Here is a 13,694-nt window from a genome sequence, read left to right as displayed (position 1 = left end):
GAAGCTACGTCTTGCAGGGTTGCGCTTGTGTTGGACACACTTCGCGCACCCTGCTGCTTCGTACGTGACGCTTTCTATGACACACTCGTCGAGGGTAAACCCACACGTCTAACACTGCTTTGACGTGTTTCGCGGGTCAACCTGTACAGCTTCGACACCGTGTTCCTCAGCTTTGTCCGTACTCTTTCTATCCGACGCTCTCGATGTTCTCGTCGGCGTGTCTTTGAGTCGTCGGGAAGGATGTAGTCGCACTCAACGCGCCCGTCTACGGTCGAAAGAGAATCGTTGTTTCTGTCGACACTGGTGAGTGTACTGGCTGACCATATCCGTACGCATGTCTGTGAGTGTGTCTCCACTCACCAGCGGGTAGCCGATGGCACAGTATTCAAGCGTACTGACTCGAATGCGATGCGTATACTATGCGACTCGAGGAGTACTGGGGCGTCGGCCCGAAGACGAGGGAGACACTTGTGTCGGAGTTGGGACGGGAACGCGCGATCCAGGCGATCGAGAACGGCGACGTTCGCGAACTCGCGACCGCCGGCCTCGCTCGCGGGCGCGCAACACGCATCTTACGCCGGGCAACCGGCGGCGACGGGATCGACATGCTGGCGACGAGCGACGCCCGCGCGGCGTACAAGGACCTACTCGATCTGGCGGTCGACCACGCCGTCACGCAGCGCGCAGCCGACCGAATCCGTGTTCTCACGCCGCTCACCAGCCGCGAGGAGATGGACTCGCGCCTCGATGACGTGCTTGCGGCCCGCGACGCCTGGGCGGCACTCGAGAAGGCAGACCGTGAGGCCGTCCTCGAAGCCTACGAGCGTTACGACGAGCGCGACGAGAGCGAACGCGCCGCCGTCGAAACCGCGCTCGCCCTGCTCGAGGCCGGGGTCGATTCCGGCCCGTTCGAAACCGTCGCCGAACTCGAGCGCGACACGCTCACAACCGCCGCCGCCGCACTTTCTGCTTTCGCGGACGACGGCGGTCAGGGTCGACTCGTCCGCGGTGCCGACGACGAACTCGACCGCCTGCGCGATGCCCTCGGCACCGTCGAGGACATGGACGCGAACGCACTCGAGTTGATCGAGGAACTGCGGGACGACGGCGTCCGCGACGTGGGGCAGTTCCGCGAGGCGTTCGAGGATCATCTGCTCTCGGAGACGGCGGTGACGGTCGACCAGGTTCGCGAGGCGATGCCGACGGACGCGACCGACGCGACGGACTTTGTGGGGAGTACACTCCGGACGCTTCGGGGGGACCTCACGGCAGCTATCGACGAACGTGAGGAACTGGTTGCCAGCGAGTTGCGGGCCGAACTCGAGGACGCTCGGGATGCCATCGACCAGGCGGTTGCGGCGGTCGACGACATCGCGTTGCACCTCTCGCTTGCGCGCTTCGCGCTCGCGTACGACTGTACTCGGCCGACGTTCGTCGAGGGCGAATCAGCCGCGGTGTCGGTCGTCGAAGCGCGGAATCTGACGCTCGTCTCACCGGCGACCGACTCGAGTGCCGATCGGCGCGACGGCGACACTCGGCAGAGGGGAGACGACCAGGTCCAGCCGATTACCTACGCGCTGGGTGAGCACGGACTCACGGAGGCGGATGCAATCTCCGGCCGAGACGGAACCGGTACTGGTGTTGGCACTGGTACCAGCGTCGCCACCGGGACCGGCGTCGGCACCGATACCGACGGTGACGGCGGCTCCAGCGCAAACGCACTTCCCGGACGGGAACGTGTCTCCGTCCTCACCGGCGCGAACAGCGGCGGGAAAACCACGCTGCTCGAAACGTGTTGCCAGGTCGTCCTGCTCGCTTCGATGGGACTTCCCGTCCCCGCCAAGCGCGCCGAGGTGACGCCCGTCGACTCGCTCGTCTTCCACCGTCGCCACGCCAGTTTCAACGCGGGGGTACTCGAGTCCACCCTGCGCTCGGTCGTGCCGCCGCTGTCCTCGGATGGGCGGACACTAATGTTAGTCGACGAGTTCGAGGCGATCACAGAGCCCGGAAGTGCGGCTGACCTGTTGCACGGACTCGTGACGCTGACCGTCGAGCGCGACGCACTCGGCGTCTTCGTCACGCACCTCGCGGACGACCTGGAGCCGTTGCCGCCCGAGGCTCGCGTGGATGGGATCTTCGCCGAGGGACTGAGCCCGGAACTCGAGTTGCTCGTGGATTACCAGCCGCGGTTTGACACGGTGGGGCGGTCGACGCCGGAGTTTATTGTCTCGCGGCTGGTGGCGAACGCGGACGACCGGGCCGAGCGTGCGGGCTTTGAGACGCTTGGCGAGGCGGTCGGCAACGACGTGGTCCAGCGGACGCTGGCGGACGCTCGCTGGAGTGAGTGAGTGAGTGAGCTAGCTGGCTACGACCAGTCGGAGTCTCGGTCGTCGTCATGCGGAAAGGTGGAGTCGTAGGTCGATGTCTCGTCGAACCACCCGCGGAGCTCCGGCGGGAATCGATCTCCTTCTGGGAGTGAGGTCGGCTGAACCGACGGTTCGCCGGCGGTTCCAGGCGAATCTGTATCCGCCGACCTGGGGCCAGTCCCCGTGTAGGTGTAGACGACACCCGCGTACTCCTCGCAGACGCGTGCCTCGAGATATGCCTGTGCGGCTCGCTGTGAGAGGACCCCCATCTCGATTACGTCGGTGAGTGTCGTCTTGGTCGCACGAAACCATGTTCTGATAGATTCGGCTGTCTGGTCGGTTCCGATGAGCGCGCCACGGCCGTTCTCGTGGCCATCGCCCCACTCGAGCCAGCAGACGTGGTAGGGTGTGACCTCGTAGGCAGCACTGGGTTCGACGAGAAACAGCATCTCGTGGACACAGGGGTCGAGGTGGTCGGTGAGAATGCGGTCGCGGGCGATCGAATCAGCGAGCAGACTCGCGGAGATGGTTCCATCGGCGAGCGGTGTGTCGGCGCTGATTTCGGCCGCGAGCGAGGGATCGGTCCCGCCCCAGTGGCTGTATCGCAGATCGTAGAGCCCGTCTGGGCGACGGTAGCCGACGAGTGCTCTATGTCCCACGCGTTCCCTCCGAGTCGTCGTGTGCGTCTGCGGTTGTCGCGGCCTCGGAATCGGGCTGCGGACTGTCTAGTGGGCGTGCAAGCTGCGAGGTCGAGGCCGATGACGAGAGTGAGGGGGAGGGTGTGGATGTGGGTGAGTGCGCGGTTGGGGACGAAGACAGTGAGAGTAGTCTGGGCCGTGCAAGCTTTTGTGGCAGTGCTACTCGTTCGATTCCGTCACGTGCCTGAGAGCACTCTGCTCTCGACGGACGTCGGTGTTTCCAGCGTGTGCCGTCTCTGGGACGGTCACTCGGTGTCGGCATTTGCATTGTCGACTCTGGTTCCCTTTCGGTATTTGAACCTCAGGACCAGAAAGCGATGAGCCAACCGACGAGCGAGAGCAGATGGGACAGCGGACGAGCGGGACCTGACTGCACCAACCAGGCCTCGTCAGTGCCTCGTCAGTGGGGCGAGTGACGCCGCGCGTTGCTCGGCAGCTCCTGCAGGCAGTTCCGACAGAACGTGTATAGTAACAACTGCAACTAGTTACACACTGATCGCACGTTCGCGATTCTCGCTCAGTTCACTCGCTCCGAACCGCGCTGCCGTCGGGCGATCAGGTGCGCAGTGACTTGCAGTGGCTACTATAGCAGGGAGGCACACACCGATTACCAGTCCTTATCGAGTCTTCCAGTCCCTCCCCGTACTGAGTCTCCGTCGCTCGGGTGCGACGCGTCGAAACACCGAACTGGCTCGCACCCCTTCGTCAAATCGAACACGAATGGATACGGACGGCTCGTACGACGCAATCCTCTTCGACAACGACGGCGTGTTGACCACCCCGACGGACCGGGACATCCTCCTCGAGGCCATGACCGAGGCGTTCGCGACGGTCGGCGTCTCGAACCCACCACAAGCGGCTCTCGAAACCCTCCTCAGCCCGGATGTCGACTCGCTCCGGGCCACCGCAGCCGAGTACGGTGTCGAGCCCCAGACGCTCTGGACTGCCCGCGAGGAGGCCGCCATCGCCGCCCAGCGCGCAGAACTCATCGCCGGCCGCAAACAATGCTACAACGACACGGCCGTCCTTGACTCTCTCCCGCAGCCCACGGCGATCGTGAGCAACAACCAGCACGAGACGATCGGGAACATTCTGGATGAACTGGATCTCCCGCCGTTCGAGGTCTGGTACGGGCGAGAACCGACACTCGAGGGGATCAACCGCAAGAAACCGCGGCCGTACTATCTCGAGCAAGCGATCGACGAGCTGGGAGCGACGGAGCCGCTTTACGTGGGTGACAGCTACGTCGACGTTGCAGCCGCGGACGCCCTCGGGATCGACGTGGCGTTTATTCGGCGGGAGCATCGCGACGGCTACACCTTCGACGGCCCCGCTCGGCCGACGTTCGAGATCGAGTCGCTGCAAGCACTTTCACAACACTAACGACTCAACTCGACGCCGCAACCCGTGCCTCAGCACGCTCCTTGATCGCCTCGTTCATCGACTGAAAGCCGCGCTCGAGTCGGTCCTGGTTGGCGAGCACCGGGACGAGTGCGCCGCGGAATGTCTCTCGCTGGAGGAACCGCGTCCGCTGGGCTCTGTCGATCGGCTCCAGTCGGAACTCGTGGTAGCCATCGAACGCGAAGGGGACGACCAGCCGACCGACCCAGGCGAGTCGCCGCTGCTCCTCGAGTGCGACGACCTCCGGTTTGAACGTCATTCCACGGCCGCCGGGCGGCTGGATTCGTACCCGTAACTGCTCCCCCTCCGCCGGTGTCCCCTCGATCGACTGCACGAACGGATTCCACTCCGGATAGCGCTCGAACTCGAGTAGCACCTCCCAGACGACATCGGGCGGGGCGTTGATCTCCTCGAAGACCTCGATCTGTTTCATGTGTCGTGTGAACGTGCCGAAGGAGTATGGCCGTAGCGGTTAGTTGCGTTAGTGGTTTGATGAGTCCACGAACGAACCGCGAGCACTGACCACCGGAACGCGCTGGCCCGAGCTATTTCACCGCGGTCGGTGACCATCTGGTATGACGAACGTTGCAATAACCGGCGCGTCCGGCCGGGTCGGCAGGGAGACTATTGAAGCGTTCGCGGACCGCGAGGAAACGCTCACGCTCTTCTCGCACAGCGAAACCAAGGACCTCGAGACGACACCCATCGAGATCGGCAATCGCGAGGAAGTCATGGACGCCCTCGAAGGGCAGGATATCGTCGTCCACCTCGCCGCAAACCCTGGCCCGCGCGCGGAATGGGACGCGGTTCTGGAACCGAACATCGAGGGCGTCTACAACGTCTACGCGGCCGCGGTCGAGCACGACCTCCAGCGCGTCGTCTTCGCGAGTTCGAACCACGCGGTCAACATGGGCAACACCGTCTCTCCAACCCGTCCGGAGTCGACCGTCGGCACACCGACTGCCGTTCGTCCGGACGATTCGATGGACCCGGACACGTACTACGGCGTCACCAAGGTCTTCGGTGAGGCGATGGGCTCCTACTACGCCAACCGACACGGGCTAGACGTGATCAACCTCCGAATCGGCTGGCTCCTCTCGCGCGAGGAACTGGCAGACGAACTCGCCGATCGTGACGGTGCCGGCGAACGCTACGCCCGCGCGATGTGGCTCAGCCCCGGCGACTGCCAGCGACTCATGGAGGCCGCTGTGACGAGTTCGCTCCCGAACACACCGTTTACCGCCCACGGCATCTCGAACAACTCCAAGCGATTCCTCTCGCTCACCGAAACCATGCTTGCACTCGAGTACCAGCCCCAGGACGATTCGGCGAGGGTACTCGAGTAGCGTGGTTCCCGCCACTCAGTGGTTGGCGAGCCGTGTGAGTCCGTCTCGACGAGAGTTCACACGTACGTTTTTATAGGAATACGAGAAAGACCAGAATCGATAGGAATGGGGGGAATTGACGGGTCTTCGGTTCGGCTCGTGGACTACGGACTTGCCGTGCTCGTGCTCGCGGTTGCAGCTGTGGCGTTTACCGGGATTTCGCGGCCGTACCCGGTGTGGCTGAGTGGCGGTTCTGTCCCTCTCCCTGTTCCCGGCACCGTCCCAGTGTCGCCCGAGCTCGTCGTGTCCGGGTCGCTCGGGCTTGTGGTGTTGCATCGCCTGCAAACGGCAGAGATGCGCGGTGTGACACCGATTACTGTCTTGCTGGGAACGCTGACGTTGTTTCTCGCGGCGTTGAGCACGTATCTCCGGTGGGCGGGTGCCGTGGAGGGAGGTGGCGTGATCGTTATCGTCGCGTTCACGCTGGTCTGTGGTGCCGTCCTTGCGGGTGTCGTGCTGGTGGAGGCGCTCGTTCGTGCTGGTCGATACTGGCACCGACAGCGACGACGGACGCTTTCCCTTCGGTGAGCAGTAGCGTGCTGTCGTCGAACCAGCGGTTCCGGATTTGGGCGAGCCGTCGCTGGGATCGAAAGACCGAATATCGGTACGGTCATACGATGGCGCATGTCCACGAAAGTGTCCGAGTCGACGGGCTACGTGCCGAATCTACAGATGTCGGCATTCGGCTACGTGATGGCAGCGGCGATTGCCCTGTTGCTCTTGCCGGCACTGCCCGTCATCGCGGTTGTGTGGCTTCTCTGGCGTGCCTTCGTCGCCGAGGACCCACCGGAATCGAGCTATGAACGCTGGCGAACCGAGACAGCGGACCGAGAGCGCAACTCGCCTAACGGGGCCTGATCGCGACGGATCGTTACTCTCTTTCTCTCATCGCTTTGCAGACGAGACGAGTGCAGCCGGCGGCTCGCCGGCTAGTTCATCCCGGTCATGCGGAGCGTCGAAGTTGAGAGCAGGCCCACGGGCGATGATCCGATGTGGGTTCACGTCCGGATGGGTCGTGTAGTAGTGTTCAGTGATGTGGTCCATGTTCACCGTTTCGCCAACACCTGGCGTCTGATAGATGTCTCGGAGGTACGGCCACAGGTTGTCGAACTCGCGGATGTACTGGACGTTACACATGAAGTGCGTGTGATAGACATTATCGAAGCGAACCAGCGTCGTGAACATCGCGATATCGGCCTCGGTCAGGCGGTCTCCGGCGAGATACCGCTGATCTGCCAGCACGTCGTCCCAGTGGGTGAGCGCGCTGAACAGTTCGTCGACTGCCTCGTCATAGGGCTCCTGTTCGGTCGCGAAGCCAGCCCGGTAGACGCCGTTGTTGATCGGCTCGTAAATCTCGTCGATGATCCGATCAACTTCCTCCCGGTAGCCGTCCGGATAGAGGTCGACGGTGTGGTCCGCGACCTCGTCGAACTCAGTGTCGAGCATCCGCATGATCTCCTTTGACTCGTTGTTGACGATAGTGTCCTCATCGGTATCCCAGAGGACTGGCACCGTTACGCGGCAGGTCACGTCCGGATCGGCCCGGACGTACAGTTCTCGCAGGTAGTCGGCGTCGTGAACGTGATCACGCGTACAGCCCTCCTTCTCGGGTGTAAACTGCCAGCCGTCCTCGTCACGGTAGGGGTCGACCACCGACACCGAAATGGCATCCTCAAGTCCTTTCAGCGCACGCATAACGAGCGTTACGGTGTGCCCACGGGCACGCGTAGGAGATGTAGAGATGGTACCGGCCCGATTCGGGCTGGAAGCGGGCGTCAGGGTCATCCTGTACCCAGCCGCGAAACGTCGTTTCCTGGCGCTCGAACGAGCCGTCGTTATTCGTCAGTTCGTGTGCGTCCGTCCGCCACTCTCCGTCGACGAGCATATTCATACCACCCCTACAGCCTCGAGACGTAAAGCGTGTGTCAGTTTCATACGCGAATCGATAACACTATCCCTGACTTCGCGTAACGACCGTCGTGTGTTACGATGAGTACTGATAGCAGTGACTCACCCGACGCGGATCCGAGTGAGTCATTCGTACAGGACACTGGCGACGACGGCCCGCAGATCGAGTTCTACGGTGGTCGTGGTATGAGCGCGTTCCCTATCGCGTTCTTCATCGTTTGGGCGATCGCACAGACTGCGCTCTGGCGCATCTCCGACACCGGTGGCCTCGTCGTCGGCATTCTGGTTGGATTGATTCTGGGCATGTTCTTTGCGCGTGGCGACTGGAAGCACTACGCCAACACGATCTTCGAGGGCATGACCCAACCCGTCGCCGTGACAGCTATCGTCGCCTGGATCTGGGCCGGCATGTTCGCCCAAGTTCTACAAGACGGCGGCTTCGTCGACGGCCTCGTCTGGTTCGCCGATGTCGGTGGCATCGGCGCAACGCTATTCCCCGCGGTCACGTTCATCCTCGCCGCACTGTTCACCACGGGGATCGGGACAGGTTACGGCGCAGCGATCGCGTTCGTCACCCTGTTCTTCCCCGCCGGCCTGTTGCTCGGCGCGGACCCCGTCCTCCTGTTCGGGGCGATCCTCTCGGGAGCGATCTTCGGTGACAACCTCGCACCCGTCAGCGATACCACCATTGTCAGTGCTGTTACACAGGACTCCGATATCGGTGGCGTCGTCGCCTCTCGATTCAAGTACGTGATCGTCGCCGCAGTCATCGCCTTTGCCGGCTACCTCGTCGCCGGCCAGTACATGACCGGACTCGACATTGGCGGTGGGGCCCAGCAATTGCTCGTTGAGGAAAGCGACCCCATCGGACTGGTCCACCTCATCTCGATGGGCGTCGTCATCGGCGCTGCCGTCGCCGGCCGCCACATCGTCGAGGCGATTTCGTGGGGCATCGTTGTCGCCGTGATCTCTAGCCTCACGCTCAACCTGATGACGGTTGGCGACATCGTCACCTTCAACGCACCAGCGGACGCTCCGTTCGCGGAGCCACTCGAGTTCCTGCCGTTCCTGACGATCGTTGACGATCCCAACGCAGTCAGCGTCAGCGGGAGCCTCATCGAAGGAGCGGCCGGCTTCTTCGAGCTGGCAATTCTCGTCCTGTTGATCATCGCGGCGGCCCAGATTATGATCCGTGGCGGTGCCTTTCAGGCGATTCTGGACTGGTCGATCGAGAATCTGGCGACGAACGTTCGCAACGCCGAGCTCACGATGGTTGGTTCGGCGGCGCTGATCAACGCGGTTATCACGATCAACACGGCCGCAGAGGTTGCGATCGGTCCGTACATCTCGAAGATTGGCGAGCGGTTCAACCTGAACGGCTACCGGCGGGCGAACATTCTTGATGCCCAGACGGCGGCGCTTGGCTACATCTTCCCGTGGTCGGGTGGCGTGCTCGCAGGGTATACCGCGATGCAGGAGCTCCCGGGGAACTACGATTGGTTCGACACTGGGATGCTAGTGACGCCGATCGACGTCGTCCCGTTCGTTTTCCAGGGCTGGCTGCTGGTGGCGGTCTTCGTCGTCGCAGCGCTGACTGGCTTTGGGCGGGAGTATATTATCGACCGCGAAAGTGAGGAGGTGGCACGCATATGAGCATCTTCAAAAAGTACCTCAAGGGATGGCAGTTCCGCGACACGACCCCATCGCTCACAGCGGGCGACGAACTGGATGTCTTCGTCGCGGAGTCGAACAGTGACGGAAACGGACACGTCTACATTGGGGATACGCACCTGATCGTCGAGGGAGCTGGGCCGACGACAGTCGAAAAGCGCGTTCGCGTTCGCGTTACCGAGTTCGACGAGACGGACGCTACTGGGCGCGGCGAATTCCTCGAAATCGTCGGCGAGAGCTCGTACACGAGTTAAGCCGCGACCCGCGATCCGCGATCCGCGGTCCGCGACTCGCGGGTTACTCCGCGAAGCGATTGTACAGCCAGCCAAACGAGAATCCGGCACTGAACCCATCGACGAACGCCAGCGTCGTCCCCCAGAGGAGGTCGCCGGGCGTTCGATCGTATCCCGGATAGATATCCTCCAAGAGCAACCGCCAGCGCTCCCCATACTGGGTGTCGGCCGTCAGTTCGAGGGCGGCAACGAGCAATGCCCAGAAAATACCGGACGCGAGTCCGAGTGCGCGCGTATCGATCGATCCAGACATGACTAACTGGACGACAAGTTGGTGGCTATAACTGGTGGCTGCAATCGAAAGCCCAGTGTTCGGAATTTAAGTAGACTGGGCGTTCACTCCGGAATACGATGGCAGACGAGGGTGACGGGACGGAGAGACACCGACAGAGCCGACTCTTGACCGACGACGACGGCACGTTCGACGCCGAACGTGCTCGTGATGAGTCCTTGCCGGTCGAAGACGGCGAGGTCATCGACACCGATGACCTTGCTGCTCATCAGCACTACGTCGAGGGAAGAGGCATCTACGACGAGCGAAATCGAGTCAACGACCTCACTGGCAAGGAGTGGAAGTACGCGACCAAGTCGGTGATCTCGGAGGGGTACCCACCGGATGTCCAGCACGACCTGCGAAGCGAACACGGCGGGCAGAAACCACCCCGACTCTGTGCAGAACTTATCGGACGGTTCAGCAAGGCCGGCGATACCGTCCTGGACCCGTTCGCCGGCGTCGGCGGCACCCTCCTCGGTGCGAGTTTCTGCGAACACGAGGGAACCGGACTCCGGAACGCGATCGGCTTCGAACGAACCGAGCGCTGGACCGAAATCTACGCCGAGGTACTCGAGAAGGAAAACGAGGAGCGTCGCGCCCGCGGGGAACCCGCACTCGCCACGCAGGAGATGCGCCACGGCGACTGTGCGGACCTGATCGCGAAACTCGACGACGACAGCGTCGACCTCCTGCTGACTGACGTCCCCTACTGGCATATGGACGAACTCGAGCAGACGCGCAACGTCCACGAGACGCGAGAGAGTAAGTTGGGGTCGTTCGACGTGGACGAGACGGGAGATGCCGGGGCAGAGATAGAAGACGGCACAGAGCCCACCGGAAACACAACGGAGACTGTGGGAGACGCAGCCGAAACTACCGAAGACGAAGCCGACACTGCGGGAGACACACCCAAAACCGCGACGAAAGACGACTGGCTCACCGACATGGCCACCAAATTCGACCGCTTCACCGACGCCGTCGCCCCCGACGGCCACATCGTCGTCTTCATCGGCGACATGTACCGCGACCAATCCTACAAGTTCCTCTCGGCCGATCTCGCACGAGCGATCGAATCGACCGCGCCCGTCACCCTCGCGGCCAACCTCGTCTGGTACGATCCGACAAAAGACCTCCACGTCTACGGCTATCCGTTCTCGTTCGTCCCCTCGATGGTCCACCAAAATATTCTCGTGTTCCGCCTCGACAAGACCGCTGAGTAACGTTGTTCGTTGGTTTGTCGGGTGCACTCGAGTACCCGTCTCGTCCGTCGCCACGACAATACCGGCCCAAAACCACGCCTACCACTGTAATATAGCCGACAACAGGTCTGCACTACTGCAACGCCGCCCGCACCTCGTCTGCACTACTCGTCTCCGTTACGACCGCGACCTCGTCGCCCGCCTCGAGTTCCGTCCCCGGAAGCGGGATCGTCAGCGACTCGCGGGCTCGTCCGTGGGCATAGATCCGCGCCGACTCGGGTAACTCGAGTTCACTCATGCGCTTTCCGACTGCGGCCGAGCCATCGGGGATCTCGAGGACGGTAAGCTGGAGGGTCGTTGCGAGATCGGTGACGACGTTGAAGTCGCCGCCGAGCATGGCGGTCTTCGCGCCGGCAGCGCCGAGACGTTCGGGGTAGATGACTTCGTCGACTTCGTCGGCGTATCTGGTGTAGATTTCCTCGCGGTAATCTTCGTCAATTCGCAGGGCGGTCCGACAGTCGTGGTGATTGCCGACCATGCAGGCGGCGAAGTTGGCGTTGAGGTCGGGTGTGAACGCTCCGATTGCGTCTGCGGTTTCGATGCCGGCGTCGATGAGGACGGCTTCGTCCGCGCCGTCGCCCTGGATGGTTTCCAAGCCGTCGCCGCTCGCCCGATCGATTCGGTCGGGGTCGTTATCGACGACGACGACATCGTGCCCCTCCTCGCTGAGGATCCGACTGGTTCGAGAGCCCACGCGGCCATACCCAACGATGACGAACTTCATGATAACACAGTACACGCCCCGAGATAAAATACGTTCGTCCCACGTCGTGTTGAGAACTGTTCTCCTATCTTGTCAATTACCACACTATCGTCTCTGCCACAGCATCCGAATATATGCACGAATATGGAATGTGTGTCCCCAAACCGAGACAAGAACTTTTAACTAAGCGCTGTGGATATGCTTGACCATCCAATATGGGGGTCACCGAAACGATCGCGGACTACTTTGGATTCGATGAGTACGACACCAGCCTGTCGACCGAGGCGGTCGCTGGGCTGACAACGTTCCTGGCGATGTCGTACATCATCGTCGTCAACCCGATGATTCTGGTCGAAGCAATCCAGATAGACGGCTACGACCGGACACAGACACTGCAGATGATCGCCGTTGCGACGATTCTTGCATCGATCGTCGCGACGATCGTGATGGCGTTCTGGGCGGACCGGCCGTTCGGGCTCGCACCCGGGATGGGGTTGAACGCCTTCTTCGCGTACACTGTCGTCGTCGGACTCGGCGTTCCTTGGGAAGTCGCACTTGCTGCCGTGTTCGTCGAAGGGATCATCTTTATTGCACTGACCGCGGTCGGTGCACGCCGGTACATCATCGAACTGTTCCCGGAACCCGTCAAGTTCGCCGTCGGGGCCGGTATCGGTGTCTTCTTGCTCTTCCTCGGGCTACAAGAGATCGAACTCGTTGTCGCCGACTCGGAGACACTGGTCTACCTCGGAAACGTCGCGACGAGTCCCGTCGCTGCGCTCTCGCTCGTTGGACTGGTGCTGACGTTTATTCTCTACGCCCGTGGTGTACGGGGTGGGATCGTTCTCGGCATTCTCTTCACCGCGATCAGTGGCTGGCTGCTCACCCTGCTCGGGGTCGTCGCACCCGGTGAACTCGCGCCCGAAGACGAGTACAACCAGATTACGAACGAGGGACTAAGCGGCATCGCCGAGATGATTACCAGTGTCCAGTACGACTTCACGCCGCTCATCTCTGGCTTCGTGGACGGACTCGGTATGATCACCGACGAGCCACTCGTCTTCGCACTGGTCGTCTTCACGTTCTTCTTCGTCGACTTCTTCGACACCGCCGGCACGCTCATCGGCGTTTCCCAGATCGGCGGCTTCCTCGACAAGGAGGGCAACCTGCCCGAGATGGAGCGCCCGCTGATGGCCGACGCAGTCGGCACGACCGTCGGTGCGATGATCGGTACCTCGACCGTGACGACGTTCATCGAATCCTCGACCGGACTCGAAGAGGGCGGTCGAACCGGCTTCACCGCGCTGGTCGTCGCCGGCCTCTTCGCGCTCTCATTGCTGGTCGTCCCGCTGATGGGCGCGATTCCGCGGTATGCGATTTATATCGCACTGGTCGTGGTCGGTATCATCATGCTCCAGGGCGTTGCTGACATCGACTGGAACGACCCAGCCTGGCTGATCTCGAGCGGACTCACGATTACGATCATGCCGCTGACGGCCTCGATCGCGAACGGACTGGCCGCCGGGATCATGAGCTACCCGCTGATCAAGACTGCAGTGGGCGAGCGCGCTGACATCTCGCTCGGCCAATGGGCGCTCGTCGTCGCGTTCATCATCTACTACATCGCTTACTTCGCGACGGATGCTGGCATGCTGGCGTTCTGATGGCTGCTGGCTGACGACTGACGACTGACGGTAACACTTGTATTAAACGCCCGTCGCTAGACGCCCGCCGGTAAA

At 62.0% G+C, this 13,694-nt stretch carries 13 protein-coding genes and 2 pseudogenes; 9 read left to right on the top strand and 6 right to left on the bottom strand.

All coding sequences use genetic code 11. The features are described 5' to 3' along the window. A pseudogene (locus C482_RS22855) lies at window positions 1-174 on the bottom strand (zinc ribbon domain-containing protein); the annotation flags it as partial. A gap of 245 nt (window positions 175-419) precedes the next feature. Between C482_RS22855 and C482_RS11570 the strand changes: the two are divergent. After that, window positions 420-2,348 (top strand): MutS-related protein, encoded by a 1,929-nt coding sequence (locus C482_RS11570; protein ID WP_006167809.1) that lies wholly within the window; start codon window positions 420-422, stop codon window positions 2,346-2,348. Between the two features lie 17 nt (window positions 2,349-2,365). On the opposite strand, the gene C482_RS11565 is transcribed toward C482_RS11570, so the two are convergent. Continuing rightward, window positions 2,366-3,025, bottom strand: a complete 660-nt coding sequence (locus C482_RS11565) for a DUF6735 family protein (protein ID WP_006167808.1) — start codon at window positions 3,023-3,025, stop codon at window positions 2,366-2,368. A gap of 759 nt (window positions 3,026-3,784) precedes the next feature. Between C482_RS11565 and C482_RS11560 the strand changes: the two genes are divergently transcribed. Then, window positions 3,785-4,447: an HAD family hydrolase gene (locus tag C482_RS11560; RefSeq protein WP_006167807.1), complete on the top strand. Its 663-nt coding sequence runs from the start codon at window positions 3,785-3,787 to the stop codon at window positions 4,445-4,447. Window positions 4,448-4,451: 4 nt separating this feature from the next. Here C482_RS11560 and C482_RS11555 read toward each other — a convergent pair whose 3' ends face one another. Further along, window positions 4,452-4,898: an SRPBCC domain-containing protein gene (locus C482_RS11555; RefSeq protein ID WP_006167806.1), complete on the bottom strand. Its 447-nt coding sequence runs from the start codon at window positions 4,896-4,898 to the stop codon at window positions 4,452-4,454. Between the two features lie 142 nt (window positions 4,899-5,040). On the opposite strand from C482_RS11555, the gene C482_RS11550 reads away from it, so the two are divergent. The 3 genes from C482_RS11550 to C482_RS11540 all read left to right on the top strand — a co-directional run bounded on the left by C482_RS11550 (window position 5,041) and on the right by C482_RS11540 (window position 6,708). Next, window positions 5,041-5,811, top strand: a complete 771-nt coding sequence (locus C482_RS11550; protein ID WP_006167805.1) for an NAD-dependent epimerase/dehydratase family protein — start codon at window positions 5,041-5,043, stop codon at window positions 5,809-5,811. A gap of 105 nt (window positions 5,812-5,916) precedes the next feature. Beyond that, on the top strand, window positions 5,917-6,378 hold the full coding sequence (locus tag C482_RS11545) for a hypothetical protein (RefSeq protein WP_006167804.1): 462 nt from the start codon (window positions 5,917-5,919) through the stop codon (window positions 6,376-6,378). 96 nt (window positions 6,379-6,474) lie between these two features. Next, entirely contained in the window at window positions 6,475-6,708 is a 234-nt protein-coding gene (locus tag C482_RS11540) for a DUF7535 family protein (protein ID WP_006167803.1), read from the top strand. Window positions 6,709-6,735: 27 nt separating this feature from the next. On the opposite strand, the pseudogene C482_RS11535 reads toward C482_RS11540, so the two are convergent. Continuing rightward, window positions 6,736-7,741: pseudogene (locus C482_RS11535) on the bottom strand (glutathione S-transferase family protein). 98 nt (window positions 7,742-7,839) lie between these two features. Between C482_RS11535 and C482_RS11530 the strand changes: the two are divergent. Both C482_RS11530 and C482_RS11525 read left to right on the top strand, forming a co-directional pair. Further along, a complete protein-coding gene (locus tag C482_RS11530) occupies window positions 7,840-9,411 on the top strand; it encodes a Na+/H+ antiporter NhaC family protein (protein ID WP_006167802.1) in 1,572 nt (523 codons plus the stop codon). Then, window positions 9,408-9,683, top strand: a complete 276-nt coding sequence (locus C482_RS11525) for a DUF7513 family protein (protein ID WP_006167801.1) — start codon at window positions 9,408-9,410, stop codon at window positions 9,681-9,683. The genes C482_RS11530 and C482_RS11525 overlap by 4 nt, the downstream gene beginning before the upstream one ends. Before the next feature lie 43 nt (window positions 9,684-9,726). Here C482_RS11525 and C482_RS11520 read toward each other — a convergent pair whose 3' ends face one another. After that, window positions 9,727-9,975: a bacteriophage holin gene (locus C482_RS11520; protein WP_006167800.1), complete on the bottom strand. Its 249-nt coding sequence runs from the start codon at window positions 9,973-9,975 to the stop codon at window positions 9,727-9,729. Between the two features lie 98 nt (window positions 9,976-10,073). Here C482_RS11520 and C482_RS11515 point away from each other — a divergent pair, with 98 nt between their 5' ends. Further along, entirely contained in the window at window positions 10,074-11,216 is a 1,143-nt protein-coding gene (locus C482_RS11515) for a DNA methyltransferase (protein ID WP_006167799.1), read from the top strand. Window positions 11,217-11,328: 112 nt separating this feature from the next. Here C482_RS11515 and C482_RS11510 read toward each other — a convergent pair whose 3' ends face one another. Beyond that, entirely contained in the window at window positions 11,329-11,979 is a 651-nt protein-coding gene (locus C482_RS11510) for a potassium channel family protein (RefSeq protein WP_049896661.1), read from the bottom strand. 194 nt (window positions 11,980-12,173) lie between these two features. Here C482_RS11510 and C482_RS11505 point away from each other — a divergent pair, with 194 nt between their 5' ends. Then, a complete protein-coding gene (locus tag C482_RS11505; RefSeq protein WP_006167797.1) occupies window positions 12,174-13,619 on the top strand; it encodes an NCS2 family permease in 1,446 nt (481 codons plus the stop codon). The last annotated feature ends 75 nt before the right edge of the window (window positions 13,620-13,694 follow it).

This window comes from Natrialba chahannaoensis JCM 10990 (genome assembly GCF_000337135.1).
GTDB lineage: Archaea > Halobacteriota > Halobacteria > Halobacteriales > Natrialbaceae > Natrialba > Natrialba chahannaoensis.
Note: the sequence above shows the minus strand (reverse complement) of the source record. Positions and strands in the feature narration are given on the sequence as shown.

Excerpts from the sequence above, each read along its gene's own strand:
- C482_RS11510 (WP_049896661.1), bottom strand. The coding sequence starts at position 11,979 with ATGAAGTTCGTCATCGTTGGGTATGGCCGCGTGGGCTCTCGAACCAGT.
- C482_RS11550 (WP_006167805.1), top strand. The coding sequence starts at position 5,041 with ATGACGAACGTTGCAATAACCGGCGCGTCCGGCCGGGTCGGCAGGGAG.
- C482_RS11520 (WP_006167800.1), bottom strand. The coding sequence starts at position 9,975 with ATGTCTGGATCGATCGATACGCGCGCACTCGGACTCGCGTCCGGTATT.
- C482_RS11560 (WP_006167807.1), top strand. The coding sequence starts at position 3,785 with ATGGATACGGACGGCTCGTACGACGCAATCCTCTTCGACAACGACGGC.
- C482_RS11545 (WP_006167804.1), top strand. The coding sequence starts at position 5,917 with ATGGGGGGAATTGACGGGTCTTCGGTTCGGCTCGTGGACTACGGACTT.
- C482_RS11525 (WP_006167801.1), top strand. The coding sequence starts at position 9,408 with ATGAGCATCTTCAAAAAGTACCTCAAGGGATGGCAGTTCCGCGACACG.
- C482_RS11570 (WP_006167809.1), top strand. The coding sequence starts at position 420 with ATGCGACTCGAGGAGTACTGGGGCGTCGGCCCGAAGACGAGGGAGACA.
- C482_RS11515 (WP_006167799.1), top strand. The coding sequence starts at position 10,074 with ATGGCAGACGAGGGTGACGGGACGGAGAGACACCGACAGAGCCGACTC.
- C482_RS11555 (WP_006167806.1), bottom strand. The coding sequence starts at position 4,898 with ATGAAACAGATCGAGGTCTTCGAGGAGATCAACGCCCCGCCCGATGTC.
- C482_RS11530 (WP_006167802.1), top strand. The coding sequence starts at position 7,840 with ATGAGTACTGATAGCAGTGACTCACCCGACGCGGATCCGAGTGAGTCA.
- C482_RS11540 (WP_006167803.1), top strand. The coding sequence starts at position 6,475 with ATGTCCACGAAAGTGTCCGAGTCGACGGGCTACGTGCCGAATCTACAG.
- C482_RS11505 (WP_006167797.1), top strand. The coding sequence starts at position 12,174 with ATGGGGGTCACCGAAACGATCGCGGACTACTTTGGATTCGATGAGTAC.